This is a genomic window from Streptomyces sp. NPDC002309 (assembly GCF_053593375.1).
On sequence record NZ_JBSFCI010000044.1, the window covers coordinates 15,482 to 34,536 of the forward strand.

Genomic DNA, 19,055 nt, shown 5'->3' on the forward strand with positions numbered 1-19,055 from the left:
GCTAGTCCAGGAGCCGGTCGCCGCGGACCGCCCGGCCCTCGGCCGCCAGGTGCTCGGGCAGCACCCGGCCGAAGAGCTGCCGGGTCCGTTCCACGCTCCCGATGACGCCGGGGCGCTCGCTGTAGGCGAATATCACGGAGTGGCGCGCGACCTCGCCGCGCACAGGGCTCACTCGGTGCAGCGAGTAGCGCCCTTTGAACAACTGCAGGTCACCCGGTTGCAGGGGGAGGCGCCGGGTCAACCGCTCGCCCCGGCCCTCCACCACGTCCCGGACGTCGTCGAAATTCTCGTCCTGCGCGGTCCGAATGTTCGGGCAGTACTCGAAGACGCCATCGGCCTGCGCCTGCTGGGTGAGCATGCTCACGGTGAACTCGTTGGTGTCGAAGTGCCAGGGGTGCTCCATTCCCGGCGCGATGACGTTGAGAACCAGCCCGGAGAGCGGGTCCGCCAGCTCGTGCAGCTCTGGCAGTTCGAAGCAGCGGGCGATGAAGTGCCGGAACACCATGTTGGAGTAGAGCCGGCTGATGAGGGAGTCCGCGGGGATGCGGTCCCGCGCGACGAATGCGTTACCCCGCTCGAAGGTCTTCCGGCCCGGATGGTCCTCCGGCAGCGCCGAGTCCACTGCGATGTTGTAGACGTTCACCGTCTCGACGTCGTGGTGCGCCCGGGGGGCGATGGCCGAGCACTCCTGCCGCAGCACATCGCGCAGCGACGGGCGGATGAAGTCCGGCAGCACGGTGCAGCCGAGAGCCAACAGGTCGCGCCGGGCACGGGAAACCACGGCCTGTCCCCGGGCGCTCGCGAGTTCCGACAGGGGATAGCGAGCCGTGTCGACCACCTGATCAAGCGTCAGGGTTTCGATAGAGCGCATTCGATCCTCTCCACATGCGGGCCGCCCTCTCGCCGGTTCCCCCCGCCGGCCCGCGGTTCCGCCTCTTACGCACACATGGGACGAGCGACGCGATCCGTGCGGTCGACCGGACCTCACGCTTGGCTTTTCAGTAACTCGGTTGGCAAGTAGGGCACTTGAAGTTCCCACAGTGGCGCAGTGTTGTCTGTGTGTAACGCGTCACACTGCCCAACTCTGCGTCACAGCAGGCCTTCGCGGGTTCGGCACGGGCCGACCCGGCATGCCCGAGGCGGCCGGACAGCTCGCCGAGCGCGGCATCGAGCCGTTCGGGGAAGCCAAGGACGTAGGAGACCCCGCCCGGCAGCGGCGTGGTGCCGTTGGCCTTGGCGCAGGCGACGACTCGGTCGAGTACCACATCAAGGGCGGTGTGTTGACGCCCCCCTATGTCTCCGGGGGTGCGGGCGGCACAGCGGGGCGGCCGGGGAGGGGCGGGCACCGAACCGGGTGGCGGTTTTCCCGATACCCGTACGTTGGCATGGCTCAAGCCGGAGTGCGTAGTCGCTTCCCCGGGGGTGACGTCTGCCGTAGGCGAATTCGAGGTCGCCGACAGGTGGCCGGAGGTCGGGGAATGGAGTGGCGATCGCGCTTGTCGTGCGTGGGTTGCGCGTCGACAGACCGCACAGGAACGAAGGGGAAGCAGGGATGGGTGAGGCGAGTAGACACTGAGCCCTCTCAGTAGGGTCATCGGATCGAGCCGCCGCAGGAACTTGATCAGCACCTTCCGGGCTGGAGCGCAAGATCTGCGTTGCAGGGCAGCCGTGGACCATGGGCAACATCGTGATGGTCGCCGACGGTCAGTGGAGCGTCGGGGTGCAGCCCGACCGATGGCCTGACGAGGAGACGGTGGAGCGCCGGCGTGCGGAAGGCCGGCGCATCGAGCACCGAGGACGCCCACCGAGACAAGGGCCCGCGCTGACCGTTCAGCGACGCGGCCCCGTGACGGGCTCCGGTGCCCCGACGACGGCCGAAGGAGTGGACGGTTCGGATGCGTGGCCCGGTGCGTGCGGTGCCTCCCAGGAGCGGGCGCCAGCGGCCTGGGCCCGGCGGTCCGCCGGGCCCAGGCCAGGGGCGTGGCGGCTTCACGAGCCTCGACTATGCGCTTTGAGCGCTCCGGCATCGTGGGACGCCTTGGACCGGTCCCGAGCGGCCTGCGCCTCAGGGCTGTTTCAAAGTCCGAGTGATGCTGCGAAGTCGCAGGTCACGGCGGAGTGCCGACTGCTGGTCGACCCGTCTCTCACACAACGAAGCTCCGGTTGGAGCGGGTGACCTCTCAAGTCGCCCTGCCGAACCGGAGCTTCGATGTGCCGTCAGTCTGCCGGCGTCTGCCTGATCAAGTCGCCCTTGCGTCGGCACCGTGCACTGCCGGGCTTGCCTCAGCGGCTGGCCACGCTGGGCGATCCACGGCACCGCCGCGGGAAGCGTCACCCGTTCGTGTGCGTGCTGCTGATCGCGTGCTCGGCCGTGCTGAGCGGTGCGCGTTCGTTCGCCGCGATCGGCCAGTGGGCCAAGAACGCCCGCACGAGGCCCTCGCCCGGCTCGGCGCCCGCACCACCAGCGTGTTCGCCGTCCGCGTCGCGCCCAGCACGGCGACCATCCGCCGGATCATCAACCGCGCCTGTCCCGGTGGGCTTGCCGACCTGCTCGGCACCGACCCGGCCGGGTCCGGCACCCTCGCGGTGGACGGCAAAAGCGCCCGCGGCTCCCGCCGCGACGATACCCCGGCCGCACACCTGCTCGCCGCCATGACCGGTGACGGGCTGACCGTCACGCAGCTGCGGGTGCCGGACAAGACGAATGAAATCACCTGTTTCGCCGACCTGTTGGCTCCGTTCGACCTGACCGGGGTGACCGTGACCGCCGATGCCCTGCCCGCACAGCGCGGCCACGCCCGCTTCCTCGTCGAGGACAAGAAGGCGCACTACGCGCTGTGCGTGAAGAAGAACCAGGCCGGTCTCTACGAGCGGCTGCACACACTGCCCTGGAAGGAAGTGACCGCGAAGTTCTACGACCGCACCGAGGGGCACGGCCGCAAGGAGACCCGTGTGGTGCAGGTCCTGACCGTCGATGACCTCGACTTCCCGCACGCCGCACAAGTCGCCCGGGTCGTACGTCACCGCACCTGCCTCAAGACCGGCAGGCGCAGCCGCGAGACGGTTTACGTGATCACTGACCTGACCAGCCAGGAAGCCTCCCCGCAGCGGCTCGCGAAGATCATTCGTTCGCAGTGGGTCATCGAAAACCGGCTCCACTTCGTCCGCGACACCGCCTTCCGCGAGGACGCCTCCAAGATCCGCACCGTGCACGGCCCGGAGAACATGGCCACCTTGCGCAGCTTCGCGATCAACTGCCTCCGTGCCGCCGGCCACCACAACATCGCCGCCGGACTCCGCGAGATGTCCTACGAGCCGTTCACCCGTCCCCTGGCCCTCCTCGGCCTCCGCTGACCAGCACAGACGCGCGAACAACCAGACTTTGAAATGGCCCTGCCAAAAGGATGACCCGCATACGCACCGCTTCCGGCCCAGATCCGCCAGGTTCGAGCCGGTGGCACTTTAAGAGACGTAAACGCCGGTTCCTCGCGTACTCCTCTCCATCACGCTCGCCGGACCCGCCCCATCTGGCAGTACTGGACACGTCCCGGCTTTGTCAGGGCCGCTCTCGCCCTCCCCGGCATCACCCGGATCAGGCTGCCCTCAGCTTCAACCCGGCTGCTGCGACAGCGGGTTGGTGCAGGTCTTCCACCTCCACTCGAACCAACAGCGCCTCACGGCGCGAACGGAAATCTTGCCAGGGCCATCAACGTGCTCAGCCGCGTACGGATGTACGTGCTCAACTCCTGGCCAGACCGATCAAGGGAACCTGATGGGAGGTTGCGCTCTCAGTGACGGGCTCTGGTCGCCCGGTGATGGGTCGAGCGGATGAGGCCGGAGACCAGGGCAGCCAGGTCTGCCGCGCCGGCGGCGTCGTCCGCGTAACGCGTGGTCTGCAAGGGGCCGGCCTGATCCAGCCGAACTCCCTCCAGCTCCAGGACATAGGCGAGGTGAGCATGGCAAGGCGGGCGTTGCCATCCGGGAAGGGGTGAAAGAAGGCCACGTCCAGGTAGGCCCTGGCCGCACGGGAGACCAGGGGGACTCTCCGGTCAGCGCTCTCGCGCAGACAGTGCTCAAAGTCCCGCTGAGTGTGCGCGCGTAGCGTTCCCGGCCACCCTTGGCGAAAGCATCGCCTTGTCGGAACGGAACCTCAGGCATGCCAAGGACAAGCCGCTGCCATTCAGCGAGAAGCACGCAGGTGAGGGGGCGCTTACGAGAAGCGTCTGAGCGCGACTGAGCCAACGCCGCGAGCAATCGGTCGCCTCGAGCCGGATTCGAGTCATGGCCCCCACCTCGCACCAGATGCCGAGGCCGTCCACGGCCGCCTCGACGGGGGCCGGCGTCTCACCGACCGCGGAAGCCCAGTCGATCTGGTTCCTGACCTGGCACCAGGCAGCCAAGGCGTCAGCGAGCGCGGGCGGCGTTCCACGGCCCAGGCGTCCCCGAGGTCGTCGAGCGGCTCGCGCCGACTTCGCCGCGCTCCGGGCCCGGGAGGTTCCTCACCCCGGCCCGGCTGAGGTGCTCCAGCCCGCGAGCGAGAAGCGTTCAGCAGGGGGGTGCCGGCTACGGCTTGTACACGTACGGGGTTGTGGTGCTCAGAGCGGTGAAGCCGAGCCCCTGAAGGATCGGGCGGCTCTCGTCGGAGGCGTCCACCTGTAGATAGCGGTAGCCGCGCTCGGCGGCGATCTTGGCGCGGTGCGCAACCAGCGCCCGGTAGATCCCTCGGCCGCGCCAGGCGGGTACGGTGCCGCCGCCCCAGAGGCTGGCGAACTCGGTGCCCGGGTGTAGTTCCATCCGCGCCCCGCAGACAGGCATGTGATCGGCCATCGCGACGACCATGCTGACCGCCCCCGGACTCTCGGCCAGCATGTCGAGCAGGCGCGGTCGCAGCCAGTCCGCGGTCGTCTCGAACGCCCCCTGATGCGCGGACAGCATGAGTTCCACGTCGGCCGGGGTGGTCACCGGGTGCAGCCGGACACCCTCGGGCAGCCCGGCGCCCTCGGGCAGGTCGGCGATCCGGGCGATCATCAGGGTCTCGTCGGGCTCAGCGGCGAACCCGGCCGCCAGCAGCAGCTCGCCGAGATCCTCCGGCTGGTCGTGCGAGTAGTGCTTCCACTCGAACTCGCGGCCCAGCTCGCTGAAGTACTGCACCTGCTCGGCGATCGCCGACCGCGCCGTGGCCTCGTCCAGGCCGGACCAGACGACCGCGTTCCAGCCGTCCTTGGCGCCGACCTGCCGCACCACCTCGCCGACCCGCTCGACCCGGGCGCCGGGCGCGTCGGCGAGGGTATCCCGTCGCATCTGACGGTCGAAGAGTGCGAGTACTTCAGAGGTATCCATCCGCGCATTTCAGCACGGGCGAGAGGGCTCACCAAGCGGATTTCAGCCCCACCTGGAGGGGGAGCTGCCGTCCGAACCGCTGCCACCGCGATGGACATCGCCACCACGGTCGAGTCCGGACGCTGCGCTGCCTTGCTGTCCGACCTCGCCACCGAACGCGAACCTCACCGCGCTGCCCGTCCGGTCGGTGCGGCCCCCGACGGTCTCAACAGTGACCACCGCTGACCACTCGTACGGCGTTTCATAGGTGGTCGCTCGTGAAACACCCGGCCGCCCGGTGGTCCACCTGCGGCGATCGCGTCGGAGATGATCTCCACCCGCGCCACCACGCGGCCCGAGCCGGAGGCGGCCGTGAAGCTCGCCGGGGAGATCCGCTCCTCCGGCGTCGCGGTGACCCTGGTCGTCCACGAGCACAAGCGGCTCGGCCGGGGCATCGAACTCGCCGTGCCCGCCCAAGAGTTGAAGGCGAGTGATGTCGGCCTGGAGTCCTGGCCGGGGGGCTGAAGGGCTCGCACGATCCGTCCGGGATCGTGTTCACCGTGCTCGCGGCCATGTCGGGCATGGAGCGTGAGTACATCCGCGAACGCACCCTCGAAGGCCACGTCAGTCCGCAAGCGCGGCAAGACCGTCGGCGGCGTGGACGTCACCGACGAGTCCGTGCTGTCCATGGCCCTCCACCTGCGCGACCAGGAGATGAGCCTGCGTGACATCGCCAAGCGGTTCGTCATCACGGCAGGCGCGAGGAAGGGCCAGCACCCCTCGCCCGCCACCGTCATGCGCATGCTCCGCGAACACGACGAGCAGGCCGCCACGGCGGTGAGCACGTGATCACCCGGCTGCTTTGCGGCTGGTGTCTGGGCCGGGACACCGGGGCCTACTACTGCGCTGCGGCTATCGGTCGAGGACCGGAGGCTGACCGTGCTGTGGTGGTCGAACACCCAACTCGTACGGAGGTCGATCAAAGTCCTGACCTCGGTGCCCCACTTCAAGCAGAACACGAGCACCGCGTTTGCCGGTGACGTCATCTTCTACGACTGGAAGGGCGACGGGAAAGCCGGCCAGGCCTCGATCATCACCAAGATCAGCAATGGGAAGATCCACGTGTCCCCACACCACAAGAACTATGAGTATCGGAGCCTTGCCGCGCACAGGAGCGCCGGGCCGGAGATGAAAATCTGGATCTGCCGGCCCAAGCCGGAGCGGTACTGATGCGGTGCGGACCCGGTGCGGACCCGGTGCGGACCCGGCGTGTGGTTCGTGGCCGCAGAGGCGGTACCGGCCCTTCTCGCGGCTCAGACCCTGTGGACCTGGCGAGATGACCCGTACGTCTTCCTCGCGGATGTCCGGCACATGGAGTGGTCCGGCATCGGACTCGCGATCTCGCTCCTGCTGACTCTGGCGCTGGTCTCGCGTGAGGCGGCAGGTCCCGACCACCGTCCCCCGCGCGACGCGGCGCCCGCACGATCGCCTCGGCTTCGGTTCTGCGGCATCGCCTCGTGCAGGATCTCCTCCAGGACCATTGCGACGCCGGCCTCGATTCTCTGAAGCACCGGATGTCCTCGCGGCCGATCCGACGCCGGTCGTGGGCGGGGTTGCCGTGCTTCCCCGCCCACGAGGGTGGCTATCGTCCGGCCTGCAAGGCTGTCCAGGTCTGCGGGCCGACGTCGCCGTCGACGCCGAGGCCACGGGTGGTCTGGTAGTCGCGCACGGCTTGTTCGGTGTTGGCGCCGAAGTCGCCGTCGATGCCCACGGTGCGGCCGAGTGCCGCGGTCAGTGCGCGCTGCAGCCGGCTGACGTCCGCGCCGGTCGACCCGTTCTGCAGCGCCGGTGTCGAGCCGTACGACAGCAGGGCCGTCCAGGTCCTGGCGCCGATGTCACCGTCGGCCGTGAGGCCCCGGGCGGACTGGAAGGCCTTCGTCGCCGTATCGGTGTTGGGCCCGAAGTCGCCGTCCGGTTCTCCCGGATTGTGTCCGGCGGCGATCAGCCGGCATTGCGCCGCCTTGACCAGACTGCCGTTGGATCCCTGCTGGATGAGGGGGTACGCGGTGAAGTCGAGGTCGACGCCGCTGCAGGTGGGCGCCGGTGTGCCGCCGCAGTTGTTGCTGGTGACGTTCCGCCAGGTCCGGTTGTTGGCCTGGCCGTACTCGACGCCGTTGAACCAGGGGCGGATCCGTTCGGAGGTGGAGTTGCCCCAGGTGGCGGATCCGTTGTTGTCGGCGTCGTAGGCGAGCTCGAAGTGCAGGTGCGGGTGGTTGTTCGAGGTGGGCCCCGTCCTGCCGACCCGGCCGATCAGCTGGCCGCGCTGCACCGTCTGGCCGACGCTGACATCGCGGCTCTGCAGGTGCAGGTACGTGGTGAAGTAGCGCTGCCCGTGGTTGATCTGGATCACGTTGCCGGCGTTGGAGTGGTAGAAGGACTGCCGGACCGTGCCGGAGGCCGGAGCCAGCAACGGTGCCCCTTCGGTGCCGGCCTGGTTGGGCTCGCGGACCATGTCGAGCGCGGGTGCGTGTGCCCAGCTGTCGAGTCGCCACTGCTGCCCGCAGGTGAAGGGCAGTTGGAAGGCGATGGGCGGGGCCGCCGCGGCGGCCGGCGCCGCGGCCTGCCAGGGCAGGACGACGAGGGCGGCGACAGCCACGAGCAGTCTGCCGAGCAGCCCTGGGCTGAGCGTGCGGACGAGGGATATCAACGTGTCTCCATCTCCGGTGCCGAGTTCATGCGTGTCTGGGGCGGGGTGTGCGGCCGGCGACCGGACGGCAGGTGCCCTTCCGCTGTGGCTGGGCGCTGCGGGACGGCCGCGTTCGGTCGCGGTGTGTCGCCCGCACGGCGGTCACGATGAGGGCCGAGGTGGGGGCAGCCATGTACGGCCCTCGTCGTGAGCTCGCCGGCGGGGGAGCGACCGGTGCTGAGCGTGCCCCGCGTCGGTATAGCCCGGGTATTTCCGAAGGTCACCCGGCCGCCCTGGGCGGTGGTGCCAGGCACGGACCGCTTGCAGGGGAGCACGCCGCGCCCGCGTGCCCGGGTCAGGGCTGCGGGCAGAGCGCGCCGGTGTCCTGGCCGGGGAGGTGGCGGTCGAGTTGCGCCGCGGTGGGCGGTGGGGCGGTGGCTCGGCAGATGCGCCGGATGGCTTCGGTCGCGGTCAGCGGCCAGTGGATGATGCGCTGGTCGGCTCCCGCGGACAGCAGGGTTCCGTCCGGGGTGAACGCCAAGCCCTGCACGTCCGCCGAGTGGCCGGTGAGGGTGGCGATGCGCCGGTGGGTCCGTACATCCCGGACGACGATGGTGTGATCCTCACCTGCCGAGGCGAGGAGGCGTCCGTCCCTGCTGAAGGCGAGCGTGCCTACCGCTGCGGTGTGGCCGGTCAGGGTGCCCCGGCTTTTCCCTGTCCGGGTCGACCACAGGCGCACCGTGTGGTCCGAGCCGGCGGTGGCGATCAGATCGCCCGCCGGAGTGGCCGCGATGTCCTGCGTGGACCCCTGCGTGGCCGGGAAGGCCTTCACCAGCCGATCGTCGGCGGTGCTCCACACGGCGATGCCGCCGGCCGGTGTGCTCGCGACGAGGAGGCCGCCCCGAGCGGGGTAGGCCAGGGCGGTCGAGGTGCGCGGGCCGGGCGGCGCCGGCAGTGGACGGGGGTGTGCCGGGTCGCTGACCCTCCAGCGGAACGTTCCTCCCAGGGACATCACGGTGACCGTGCTGCCGTCCGGGCTGAAGGCGACGTCCGTGCCGGTGCCTATACCGGTGAAGGCGATGGTGGTGTGGCGCCGCCCGGTCGACGGGTTCCACAGAGTCAGGGTGTGGTCGCGCGTCACGGCCGCCAGCACCGTGGCGTCCGGGTTGAACGCGACTGCCTTGACGTGGTCGGAGTGTCCGCCCAGCAGCCGTTCGGCAGCACCGGAGGCATTCCAGATCCGTACGGACCTGTCGTCGCCGGCGGAGGCGACGAGCCGGCCGTCGGGGCTGACGTCCACGTCGTTCACGGCGCCGCCGTGACCGCTGAAGGGAAGGGCCGTCCGGCGCACCACGATGGTGCGTCCCAGGCCGCCCGAGACCACCGTGCTCGCGTCCGGTGCCAGGTCCAGAGCCATGGTCTCCGAGCGGTAGCGGTCGGCGTGGCGGGCGATCTGCTCGCGGCGCCGGTAGTCCCAGATCGAGATCAGGCCCTCCTCGTCGGCGATCGCGATCCGATCACCGACCGGCGCGGAGATCATCCAGGGGAAGGCCGTCTGCACCGGGAGGTCGGCGAACTGGCGGGCCGAGCGGCCGGTCAGCCGCCAGAACCTGATGCCGTGTTCTTCGGAGGCCGTGGCCAGGACATCGGATGTGGAGCCGAACCGGGCCACCTGGGCGCCTTCGGTGTTCAGCTCGACGCGACGGCGACCGGTTTCGATGTCCCAGACGGCCACTGTCCCATCGGTACGGGTGACGGCGAGCGAGCGCTGATCGCCGGCCAGGCTGAGTGCCGCGGGCATACCGGTGGGCAGGAACACGGCCTTGCCACCGCCCAGCGTGGCTACCCGTGTGCCCTCGCCCGTGCCGTAGGCCACGACCGTGCCGTCGGCGCTGAAGGCCAGACCGTTGCTGAGGTCGCCGGACACGACCTGCTTGAACAGCACCTTCCTCGACCGGACGTCCCGCACGACGACCGAGCCTCCGGTCGGCTGCTTCGGATCGTTCAACCGGGCCAGGGACGCCAGCCGGGTACCGTCGGCGCTGAAGGCCACCCTGAGCGCGAAGAACCCCTGGGGGAGCGGCTTGACGACATGCTCGGTGAAGGAGGCCAGCTTCCTGCGTCGTTCCGGATCCCAGAGCTCCACGGTGCCGTCGCTGGTGGCCGCGGCCACCGACGAGCCGTGAGGGGACAGGGCCAGGCCGAACGACGCGGGCCCGTGCGTGTTGAGTGCGACGCTGGGCTGCGCGGACGCCGACGTACTGATCACCGCGCCCAGGGTGTCGGCGTCGGGATGCAGTCGATAGGCGGCCAGGGCGAGGGACCGGGCGACGTCCGGGTCGGTGGCGACCAGCGAGCGCGACGTGAGCGCGGCCTGATGGGCCAGGACGGTCAGGTGCTCGCGCTGTGCCACCTGCCGCTGCTGCCAGGCGGCACCGCCTCCGGTCACGGTCGCCGCCAGCAGTGCCGCCAGCACCATCGCCAGGACCCTCAGCCGGCGGACCCGGCGCCGCGCCGCAGCGAGTTCGGACTCGGCCAGCTCCTCGCTGGCGTCGAGGAACTCACGCTCCAGAAGGTTCAGCTCCGAGCGGTGCGGGCGTGCCTCGGCCAGCCCGGAGCCCCGATAGAGCCCTCCGGCGTCCCGTCCCGACCGCTGCCAGACCCGGGCCGCGGCGGTGAGCCGCTGCCGTACGACCAGGCGCCGGCGGTCCTCGCTCAGCCAGGCCCGCAGCCTGGGCCACGCCACGATGAGCGCCTCATGGGCGATCTCCACCCGGTCCTCGTCCACGACCACGAGGCGCGCCGCCACCAGCTCGTCGACCACATCCGCGACCGCCGCGGCCGGGCCCATCCCGTCGAGTTCGGTTTGCGGGACCCGCCGCCGACTGTCCCGCACCCCGTCCTCGTCCAGGCTGATCAACCGCTGCATGAGCCGGCGCACCAGGTCCTGCTCGGCGGGTTCGAGCTCGGCGTAGACGTGCTCGGCGGTCTGGGCGATCGCACTGTGCATCCCGCCCCCCGCCTGGTACGCCGCGAGGGTCAGGGTGCGGCCGGCCCGGTTGCGCCAGGTCTCCCGCAGCGCGTGGGACACCAACGGGAGTGCGGCGGCAGCGCCGGAGGCCTCCGCCACCACGGTGGCCAGCAGATCGGCGTCGACCGAGCAGCCCTCGAGATCCGCCGGCCGGACGATCAGCTCTCGCAGTTCCGCGGCCGACGGCGGACCGACCAGCAGTTGGGCCTCGCTCATCAGCGCCGGCGCCAGCTCGCTCAGCCCGGTCATCTGGGCGAAAAAGTCGGCACGGACACTGAGCACGACCTTCGTTCCGGCATGGGACGCCGCTGACAGCCCGGCGACGAATTCCTCCCGTACCGCGGGATCGGAGCACACGGTGAACAATTCCTCGAACTGATCGACCACCAGCAGCACCTGACCGGCGGGCCGGTCGTGCTCGGCGAGCGCGGCCGCCAGCTGTTTCACCGGCTGGTCGGTCGGCGTCATCATGACCGGCTGCCACCGAGCGGTCGTATCCCGCCGGATCCGGCCCAGTAGGCCCGCCGCCAGCAGCGAGGTCTTCCCCGATCCCGACGCGCCGAACACGACGACCACGGGGAAGCGTTCCAGGCGCTCCCACAGCAGCCCGCACAGCCGGTCGCGGCCGAAGAACCGGTGGTGATCCGAGGAGGTGAACGCCGGCAGGCCCCGATAGGGGTTGGCCCCGACCGGCACCAGTGCCGCGACGGGGACTGGAGAGGGTATGAGGCCCTCGTCGCCGCGGAGCATCGCCTGGTGCAGGCGCTGCAGACCCGGGCCGGGCTCGACGCCCAGTTCGGTCCCGTACAGCGCATGGGTCCGCCGGTAGAGCTCGAACGCCTCGGCCTGCCTGCCCGAGCGATACAGGGCCGTCATGAGCTGGCCGCGGAGCGACTCCCGAAAGGGATGCCGGGGCAGCAGCTCCGTCAGCTCCACGACCACCTCGGCATGCCTGCCGAGGGCCAGACCGCAATCGCCCCACCGCTCATGCACGGCAAGACGCAGCTCCTCCAGCCGGGCCGCCTGGGTCGCGACGGCTTCGGTATCCAGGAACTCCGCGAACGCAGGTCCGTTCCAGCACCGCAGCGCCTCACCGTGCAACTCCTGCGCGCCCGCTGTCTCACCCTGTCGCAGGGCCTCCTCCGCCTGGAGGGCCAGCCGTTCGAACCGCGTGGCGTCCAGCGCGTCACCCGCCACCACGCGATAGCCGTCGCCCTGCCGTTCGATGCGCTCCGGGCCCAGGGCCTTGCGCAGGAGATGGACGTACAACTGCAGGTTCTTACGCGCCGAGCGCGGCGGTCGCTCGCCCCACAGCGCGGTCATCAGGAGCTCCGAAGGCACGGGCCGGTCGGGCCTGCTCAGCAGGACCGCGAGCAGCAGACGCACCTTGGGCGATCCGATGTCGACCGGCAAGCCCCCGCGACGGACCGCCAGATCCCCCAGAATCCCCAACTCCACTCGGCCGCCCCCCAAGGCTGCACGGATCAACACCGGCGGCCCGAAGGTACACCAGCCCTCCGCTTGCAGACCCGCGCCGGCCCGCCCGACCCACGCATGACGCCGCACTGACGTGGATCAGCGGACTGCCGCCTGGTGCGCCCTCCCGGGCCGGCACCCCCTGGCCGCATGCCCGACCTGCGCGCCGCCTACGCCAGACTCGCCGTGATGCAGCAGCGCCGGCTCGACGATCACCCCGACGTGCTCGAGGACCGCACCGCGCTGCGGGACAGGCAGCTGAGAATCGCCCGCCAGGTTCTCCAGGGGCAGACCGGCTGAGCACCCCGGCGCACCCGATCTGCCCCGGCCCGGCGGCACCGGGTGCTCACGGCTGGGTGTGGTAGCGGAGGTAGACCACGCCGCTGGTGAGCCGGCGTTCGTCCAGGAGCTCGAAGCGGAGCCGGGCCCCGTCGGGGAGGAAGGGCTTGCCGCCACCCAGCACGGCGGGGCCGACGAACAGGTGGTACTCGTCCACCAGCCCTGCGGCGATGGCGTGGGAGGCGAGGGCGGCCCCGCCGACGGTGAGGTCACGTTCGGAAGACGCCTTCAGCCGCCGAACCGCCTCGGGGTCGAAGTCCCGTTCGATCCGGGTCCGGGTGGTGGAGGCCGACTCCAGCGTCCTGGAGTACACGACCTTGTCGGCCGCCTGCCAGATCTCCGCGAACTCCCGCGCCCCGGGCGACCGGCCCGCGATGGACGGGTCGGTCTCCCAGACAGCCATCATGTCGTACAGTCGGCGCCCGTACAGGTAGGTCCCGACCGGCCGCAGCACGTCGTTGATGAAGGAGTAGTACTCCTCGTCCGGTACCGCCCAGTCGAAATCGCCGTCCGCGTCGGCGATGTAGCCGTCCACGGACACATTGAACATGTAGATCAACTTGGCCATGCGAGCCTCCTCCCAGGTCGAGGCTACGTGTGTGTCCCGAAACACGCCCTGGCGACCCTCGCCGGGATCAACGAGCGGGAGCCGGCGGCGATCTGGGCGAGTCGTATGAGCGCCGACCACTGCCCGAACGTGCCGGACCGCCCGAGGAGGGACACCGTGGGCGGTGGATTCCCGGTCGCGGCGCATTGCATCGACTACCGTACGGGCCGGCCTGAGATCGCGGCGCTCTTTCCGAAGCGCGGCTCGGGTGGCCGCGCGGGCCTCGTTCGGTGAACTGCCTGTGTGCGGTGCGACGATCGTGCCGGGCTTCGGAGAGAACGATGACGTCATCGTGGAGCAGCGCGAAGGTGGGGAACAACTCGACACCGACAGCGGCCTGAGGTCACGTCCCCTGCCACGCGCTGCCGGCGGCGGCGTCATCGAAACCGGCCTCTGCCATCACAGGCGTGCTCCCGTGCTCGGTCCGGAGTTCGAGGGAGACGCCGACGCCTCCGAAGGCGGGGATCACATGTCGGCTCCGGAGGCCGTGCGCCCCCTTGCGGGGCCATCAGGAAGGTAATAGGAGGAGTTCTCCGTGATCGCCCCTTGTGTAACCTGAAAATCAATCTTTCGTGTGCATTCGAGTGCGCGCAGGCTGCGGCTGATCCGGAGCGGTGCGCGAAAGATAATGCGGACGCGTGTGTCGTGATAAGATTGACGGTAGTTGCAGTTGTGGTTCCCGAAACTTCAAGTGTCGCGGCGGTTGTGGATCGCCGGGCGCTTTTACGTCTCCGGTGCTCATCCGGACGGGGTTCATTGTGGCAACGCAAGGGTTCACACGGTGTGGACCCCTGGGCACTGCCCCGAAGGAGATGTGACATGGCTACCGGCACCGTCAAGTGGTTCAACGCGGAAAAGGGCTTCGGCTTCATCGAGCAGGACGGCGGCGGCCCCGACGTCTTCGCCCACTACTCGAACATTGCCGCTCAGGGCTTCCGTGAGCTCCAGGAAGGCCAGAAGGTGAACTTCGACATCACGCAGGGACAGAAGGGCCCGCAGGCGGAGAACATCACTCCTGCCTGACGTCGAAGCGTAAATGAGGTAGCTGGGGCCCACACCTTGTGGTGGGGCCCCAGCTTACTTGTATTTACATTCCGGTGGAATTCTTTCAGTCTTACTTTCGGCTCGTTCTTGCAATTCATCCGGCTCATTTCTGTCGGGAATTCCTCGATGCGCGCCCCATCGAGGAAGGTTCTCCATGAGCCGTTCAGCTCGCACGAATGACCGTTTCCGGCCAGAGGGTCAGGGGCGTCCCGGCGTCAGTTCGGGCGGCGACGGGCGTCGCCCCTCCGCACCACAGGGGGAGTTCGCGGTGCCGGTCACCGTCACCCCTGCCCTCCCCGCGGTCGCGACCTTCGGTGAACTCGACATGCCCGCCGAGGTGTTGCAGATGCTCACCGATCTTGGCCTGAACGAGCCGTTTCCGATCCAGGCCGCCACACTGCCGAACTCCCTCACAGGGCGCGACGTCCTGGGCCGCGGGCGTACCGGATCGGGCAAGACGCTCGCCTTCGGCCTGGCGCTCCTGGTGCGCACGGCCGGGCAGCGCGCCGATTCGCGGAAGCCGCTGGCCCTGATCCTCGTCCCCACACGCGAGCTGGCTCAGCAGGTCACCGATGCGCTCGCCCCGTACGCCCGGTTGCTGAAGCTGCGGCTGGCCACTGTGGTCGGCGGGATGTCGATCGGCGGGCAGGCCCGCGCACTGCGTGCCGGGGCCGAGGTGGTCGTCGCGACTCCGGGCCGCCTCGCGGATCTCGTCGAGCGTAAGGACTGCCGCCTGGACCGGGTCAACATCACCGTCCTCGACGAGGCCGACCAGATGACCGACATGGGCTTCATGCCCCAGGTCAGCGAACTGCTGGACCAGGTACGCCCCGACGGCCAGCGCATGCTGTTCTCGGCCACGCTGGACCGCAATATCGACCTCCTGGTCCGTCGTTACCTCCATGACCCGGTAGTCCACTCGGTCGACCCCTCGGCGGGCGCGGTCACCACGATGGAGCATCACGTTCTGCACGTGCACGGCGCCGACAAGTACGCCACCGCCACCGAGATCGCCGCCCGCGACGGGCGTGTGATCATGTTCCTGGACACCAAGCACGCCGTCGACCAGTTCACCAAGCACCTGCGCAGCAGCGGCGTGAAGGCCGCAGCGCTGCACGGCGGCAAGTCGCAGCCCCTGCGCACCCGCACCCTGGCTCAGTTCAGGGACGGTCACGTCACGGTCCTGGTGGCCACCAACGTCGCGGCCCGCGGCATCCACATCGACGACCTCGACCTCGTGGTCAATTTCGACCCGCCCAGCGACCACAAGGACTACCTGCACCGTGGCGGCCGTACCGCCCGCGCCGGCGAGTCCGGCAGTGTCGTCACGCTGGTCCTGCCCAACCAGCGCCGGGACATGGCCCGTCTCCTGTCCGACGCGGGCATCAGGCCGCAGATCACGCAGGTCAGCTCCGGCGAAGCCGAGTTGAGCCGCATCACCGGCGCCCAGGCTCCCTCCGGCGTCCCCGTCAACGGTAGCGGGCCGGTCACGGAGCGCCCGAAGCGCGGCGGTGTCCCCTTCCGCGGTCTGGGCACCCGCCCGGGGCCGTCCGGCCGCGGCGGTGGCGAGTCGCGCCGGTCTGCTGAGGCCCGCCAGATCGCCGAGGCCCGCAAGGCGGCCCGGGTCCGTCGTGGCGCGTAGGCCGTGCCGGGCTGACAACATCCCACTGCATCCCGGGCCTGCCTGCCCCTCCACCGCGTGCGCTAGCACCGAGTAGCGGTGAATGTCGCTGCGGTTACGGACCGTCAAGACGGCATCAGGTCGATCGGCCGGCGTGCCAGGAAGGCGCTTACGCCCTGTCCGTGAGCGCTGGTTCGGCGTTTCACTGTCCCAGCCGGTCCACCGGCACCGCTCCTGGCCTGCGTGTTTCCCACGCCCGACAGGGCTCGTCCGGAACCATCTGGCCTCGCTGCGGATGCTGCTGGTGTTCACCGTGATCACCGGCATCGTCTACCCGCTGGCCGTGACCGGCGTCGCCCAGGCGGTCTTCTCCGACCAGGCCAACGGCTCCACAGTCACCCACCACGACAAGACCGTCGGCTCCAGCCTGATCGGCCAGAGCTTCAATCTGCCCAAGAAGAACCCGGACGACTCCGAGGAGGTGGCCGAACCCGACCCCAAGTGGTTCCAGCCGCGTCCCGGCGGCTACGACCCCCTGGTCACCGGCGCCTCCAACCTCGGACCGAACGACGCGGGGCTGCTGGAGACCATCAAGGAGCGCCGCGCCGCGGTCGCCGAGTTCGACGGCGTCGCGCCCGAGGACGTCCCGGTCGACGCCCTCACGGCCTCCGGCTCGGGTATCGACCCGCACGTCTCGCCCGACTACGCCTACCAGCAGGTCAACCGGGTCGCCCAAGCCCGCGGCGTGGACGCCGCCACCGTGCGCCAGCTGGTGGACGACCGGACGCAGGGCCGGACCCTCGGCTTCCTCGGCCACGAGCGGGTCAACATCGTGGAACTCAACCTCGCGCTCTCCGAACTCAAGTGACACCATGACCCGATCGCTGCGAGCGGATCACGTCGGCCGGCAGCACGGAAGTGCCCGTGGGGGATCGCACCGCTAGGCTCCACCATGACATCGACCTCGCCCCGGTCCGAGTGCCTTCCGGGTCGAGGGACAACCTCTGTCGAAACGAAACTCATGACCAGAGCCACCTTGGAGGGTCGCCCGTGGACAACGTTCAGGCGGCATGGCGCGAGACTGCCGGAATGAGCGCCCCACGACGCCCGTTGGGCACTGGCCCGAGCACCACCGGCACCACGCCGGCGGCCGACTCGAGCCCCCGGCTGCTGCCGATCGAGCGGGCCGCCGTCGACGACGAACAGGAGCATGCCGACCCCCACGCACGAAGCGCCGGCGGACCGGTCCCCGGCCGCCGCGCACTGGGCGACCGGGGGCAGTGAACAGCGACCGGCGGCGACCGGCGGCGGGATGACCGGTGCCGCATCAGGCACCGTTCGCTGCTGTGGCGGAGGGGTGTGTGAGCCGGGACGCGGTGAACCGGTGGACCGCACGCCGGGTTACCGACGACCCGCTCGAGCAGTCGCTTCACCCGGCGGGATCCGGAGCGGGCCGCACCCCGGGCCGTGTCCCGGCTGAGCGCGTCAGGCTCGGTTCAGGCACATGTCCGCAGGCGTACGGTGGTGCCGTTCGCTCCCGTCCGCACTTGCACGGTGTCGCAGAGCATCCCGACTCCCCAGAGTCCGAATCCGGAGTCCACCGCGGACTCCGGCGGCCTCCAGCTGATGAACTCCTCGGGCTGCCAGTTGCCGGAGTCGGTGATCTCGCAGATCAGTCCGTCGTCGGGCCAGGTGCGCAGCGTCACCGGTGCGTCTCCGTGGCGGATGGCGTTGGTGGCCACCTCGGTCACGGCGACGAGCAGGTTGTGCAGCGCGTCGGCTGTCACCCCACAGCGCTTCGCCTGATCGGCGACGAACGTCCGGACGGCGTGCAGTTCCGTGGGAAGGATCTGCATCGACGCTGCGGACTGCGGGGAGGAGGGAAGGGGCTGCCGGTCGATGTCGCCGACGAAGGCCTCGGGTTCCCGGTACCGCGGGTTGTCCCGCAGTACGTCGCCCTCGAGGATCTTCGGGTGGGTCTGGCGCACGAGTGCGATGGCGTCGGAGGACAGGACCGCCGTGTTGTAGCAGCAATAGCTCCGGAACGGCACGTCGGCAAAGCTCAGGTTGAAGATCGAGTCATAACGCACCCACTCGATCGCGTCCCGATATCTCGTCCAGTCGTCCGACGCCACGACCCACGCCGGACGGGGGCCCAGTGTCTTGGCGACGGCGGTCATGGCGGCCATGGCCCGAACGGGATTGGTGTAGACGTCCGCCGGGTCGATGAACTGCACGGCGTGAGCGTCCTGCCCGAGCGAGTCGCGCAGTGCCTCGGCCTCGCTTTGCGGGGTCACCACAAAGCTCGGGGCGCCGGCCTCGATGCCCTCACGCAGGTGGGGAAGGGTACCCGCGAGGAACTCCCGCTCGTCGCTGTAGAGAAGCGCGTGGTGCCGGACCGCGTGGTCGCTCTTCCCGCTGTCCGCCACGGGCTGCTGGTCGGCATGTGTCCCGGTCGTCATGACGTCGTCCCCTTCCGCCCCTGGACGAGCCCGGGCAGGCGTTCCCAACCCACTGTCTCTATGAGGTGCCCCACCTCGGACGACATGTCGTCGAGGATGAGCCGCAGGCCGCCGCCCCGACTCTCCACGAAGCTCGTCAGCATGCTGAGCGCACCGAGGTCGATGAAGGTCAACCCGGCCAGGTCGAGCCGGACTTCACCGCCGTCGGCCGCGAGCGAGGACAGCGCCTCGAAGACATCTCCGTGCCGCGTCACGTCGAGTTCACCCTCGAGGCGAAGGCCGGGGGGATCGTCGGTCCGGGCGATCCGCAGAATGCGCTCTTCGCTTGGTGCAATGACTTCCATGAGACCTGCCGAGTCCTGGGATGATTGATCCTGGAGAGAGTCCCGCCTGACCGTAGAGGAGGCTGAGGGATTCCGAGAAGTCCCAGAGCCGAAGTGTGCGTCGAGGCTCCTTGTGCGGTTCGCGGC

Annotated in this window: 17 protein-coding genes and 1 pseudogene; 10 read left to right on the forward strand and 8 right to left on the reverse strand. The window is 69.7% G+C overall.

What is annotated here, in order from left to right; all coding sequences use genetic code 11:
* Position 1: 1 nt before the first annotated feature.
* Positions 2-871, reverse strand: a complete 870-nt coding sequence (locus ACWCPM_RS29070) for a HalD/BesD family halogenase (protein WP_450979228.1) — start codon at positions 869-871, stop codon at positions 2-4.
* A gap of 1,338 nt (positions 872-2,209) precedes the next feature.
* Between ACWCPM_RS29070 and ACWCPM_RS29075 the strand changes: the two are divergent.
* A pseudogene (locus tag ACWCPM_RS29075) lies at positions 2,210-2,368 on the forward strand (hypothetical protein); the annotation flags it as partial.
* 41 nt (positions 2,369-2,409) lie between these two features.
* Entirely contained in the window at positions 2,410-3,354 is a 945-nt protein-coding gene (locus ACWCPM_RS29080) for an ISAs1 family transposase (RefSeq protein ID WP_450979229.1), read from the forward strand.
* Positions 3,355-3,739: 385 nt separating this feature from the next.
* Here ACWCPM_RS29080 and ACWCPM_RS29085 read toward each other — a convergent pair whose 3' ends face one another.
* Complete coding sequence (locus ACWCPM_RS29085; protein WP_450979257.1) at positions 3,740-4,066, reverse strand: Fic family protein; 327 nt, start codon at positions 4,064-4,066, stop codon at positions 3,740-3,742.
* Between the two features lie 497 nt (positions 4,067-4,563).
* Positions 4,564-5,340 carry a GNAT family N-acetyltransferase gene (locus ACWCPM_RS29090; protein ID WP_450979230.1) on the reverse strand — a complete coding sequence of 259 codons (777 nt, stop codon included), beginning with the start codon at positions 5,338-5,340 and terminating at the stop codon, positions 4,564-4,566.
* 306 nt (positions 5,341-5,646) lie between these two features.
* Between ACWCPM_RS29090 and ACWCPM_RS29095 the strand changes: the two genes are divergently transcribed.
* The 3 genes from ACWCPM_RS29095 (at position 5,647) to ACWCPM_RS29105 (ending at position 6,549) form a co-directional block, all read left to right on the forward strand.
* A complete protein-coding gene (locus ACWCPM_RS29095; RefSeq protein WP_450979231.1) occupies positions 5,647-5,844 on the forward strand; it encodes a hypothetical protein in 198 nt (65 codons plus the stop codon).
* A 63-nt stretch (positions 5,845-5,907) separates the two neighbouring features.
* Positions 5,908-6,168, forward strand: coding sequence for a hypothetical protein (locus tag ACWCPM_RS29100; protein WP_450979232.1), 261 nt, complete (start codon positions 5,908-5,910; stop codon positions 6,166-6,168).
* 147 nt (positions 6,169-6,315) lie between these two features.
* Positions 6,316-6,549: a hypothetical protein gene (locus ACWCPM_RS29105; protein WP_450979233.1), complete on the forward strand. Its 234-nt coding sequence runs from the start codon at positions 6,316-6,318 to the stop codon at positions 6,547-6,549.
* Between the two features lie 412 nt (positions 6,550-6,961).
* Here ACWCPM_RS29105 and ACWCPM_RS29110 read toward each other — a convergent pair whose 3' ends face one another.
* Both ACWCPM_RS29110 and ACWCPM_RS29115 read right to left on the reverse strand, forming a co-directional pair.
* On the reverse strand, positions 6,962-8,026 hold the full coding sequence (locus tag ACWCPM_RS29110) for a peptidoglycan-binding protein (protein ID WP_450979234.1): 1,065 nt from the start codon (positions 8,024-8,026) through the stop codon (positions 6,962-6,964).
* 334 nt (positions 8,027-8,360) lie between these two features.
* Positions 8,361-12,449: an nSTAND1 domain-containing NTPase gene (locus tag ACWCPM_RS29115; RefSeq protein ID WP_450979235.1), complete on the reverse strand. Its 4,089-nt coding sequence runs from the start codon at positions 12,447-12,449 to the stop codon at positions 8,361-8,363.
* A gap of 213 nt (positions 12,450-12,662) precedes the next feature.
* Between ACWCPM_RS29115 and ACWCPM_RS29120 the strand changes: the two genes are divergently transcribed.
* Positions 12,663-12,812, forward strand: a complete 150-nt coding sequence (locus tag ACWCPM_RS29120) for a hypothetical protein (protein ID WP_450979236.1) — start codon at positions 12,663-12,665, stop codon at positions 12,810-12,812.
* Between the two features lie 46 nt (positions 12,813-12,858).
* On the opposite strand, the gene ACWCPM_RS29125 is transcribed toward ACWCPM_RS29120, so the two are convergent.
* On the reverse strand, positions 12,859-13,419 hold the full coding sequence (locus ACWCPM_RS29125) for a dihydrofolate reductase family protein (RefSeq protein ID WP_450979237.1): 561 nt from the start codon (positions 13,417-13,419) through the stop codon (positions 12,859-12,861).
* An 858-nt stretch (positions 13,420-14,277) separates the two neighbouring features.
* Between ACWCPM_RS29125 and ACWCPM_RS29130 the strand changes: the two genes are divergently transcribed.
* From ACWCPM_RS29130 to ACWCPM_RS29145, 4 genes are all read left to right on the forward strand, one after another.
* Positions 14,278-14,481, forward strand: coding sequence for a cold-shock protein (locus ACWCPM_RS29130; protein ID WP_126388790.1), 204 nt, complete (start codon positions 14,278-14,280; stop codon positions 14,479-14,481).
* Between the two features lie 175 nt (positions 14,482-14,656).
* Positions 14,657-16,144 (forward strand): DEAD/DEAH box helicase, encoded by a 1,488-nt coding sequence (locus ACWCPM_RS29135; protein WP_450979238.1) that lies wholly within the window; start codon positions 14,657-14,659, stop codon positions 16,142-16,144.
* A 259-nt stretch (positions 16,145-16,403) separates the two neighbouring features.
* The gene (gene kdpC, locus ACWCPM_RS29140; protein WP_450979258.1) at positions 16,404-16,991 is read left to right on the forward strand and encodes a potassium-transporting ATPase subunit KdpC; all 588 of its coding nucleotides are present in this window, start codon (positions 16,404-16,406) and stop codon (positions 16,989-16,991) included.
* A 221-nt stretch (positions 16,992-17,212) separates the two neighbouring features.
* Positions 17,213-17,407, forward strand: a complete 195-nt coding sequence (locus ACWCPM_RS29145) for a hypothetical protein (protein WP_450979239.1) — start codon at positions 17,213-17,215, stop codon at positions 17,405-17,407.
* Between the two features lie 212 nt (positions 17,408-17,619).
* On the opposite strand, the gene ACWCPM_RS29150 is transcribed toward ACWCPM_RS29145, so the two are convergent.
* Both ACWCPM_RS29150 and ACWCPM_RS29155 read right to left on the reverse strand, forming a co-directional pair.
* Positions 17,620-18,585, reverse strand: coding sequence for an anti-sigma factor RsbA family regulatory protein (locus ACWCPM_RS29150; protein WP_450979240.1), 966 nt, complete (start codon positions 18,583-18,585; stop codon positions 17,620-17,622).
* Complete coding sequence (locus ACWCPM_RS29155) at positions 18,582-18,929, reverse strand: STAS domain-containing protein (RefSeq protein WP_450979241.1); 348 nt, start codon at positions 18,927-18,929, stop codon at positions 18,582-18,584. The genes ACWCPM_RS29150 and ACWCPM_RS29155 overlap by 4 nt, the downstream gene beginning before the upstream one ends.
* Between the last annotated feature and the right edge of the window lie 126 nt (positions 18,930-19,055).

Coding starts and splice junctions, on each gene's coding strand:
- ACWCPM_RS29070 (WP_450979228.1), bottom strand. CDS start 871: ATGCGCTCTATCGAAACCCTGACGCTTGATCAGGTGGTCGACACGGCT.
- ACWCPM_RS29130 (WP_126388790.1), top strand. CDS start 14,278: ATGGCTACCGGCACCGTCAAGTGGTTCAACGCGGAAAAGGGCTTCGGC.
- ACWCPM_RS29120 (WP_450979236.1), top strand. CDS start 12,663: ATGCCCGACCTGCGCGCCGCCTACGCCAGACTCGCCGTGATGCAGCAG.
- ACWCPM_RS29150 (WP_450979240.1), bottom strand. CDS start 18,585: ATGACGACCGGGACACATGCCGACCAGCAGCCCGTGGCGGACAGCGGG.
- ACWCPM_RS29145 (WP_450979239.1), top strand. CDS start 17,213: ATGAGCGCCCCACGACGCCCGTTGGGCACTGGCCCGAGCACCACCGGC.
- ACWCPM_RS29135 (WP_450979238.1), top strand. CDS start 14,657: ATGAGCCGTTCAGCTCGCACGAATGACCGTTTCCGGCCAGAGGGTCAG.
- ACWCPM_RS29095 (WP_450979231.1), top strand. CDS start 5,647: ATGATCTCCACCCGCGCCACCACGCGGCCCGAGCCGGAGGCGGCCGTG.
- ACWCPM_RS29090 (WP_450979230.1), bottom strand. CDS start 5,340: ATGGATACCTCTGAAGTACTCGCACTCTTCGACCGTCAGATGCGACGG.
- ACWCPM_RS29125 (WP_450979237.1), bottom strand. CDS start 13,419: ATGGCCAAGTTGATCTACATGTTCAATGTGTCCGTGGACGGCTACATC.
- ACWCPM_RS29155 (WP_450979241.1), bottom strand. CDS start 18,929: ATGGAAGTCATTGCACCAAGCGAAGAGCGCATTCTGCGGATCGCCCGG.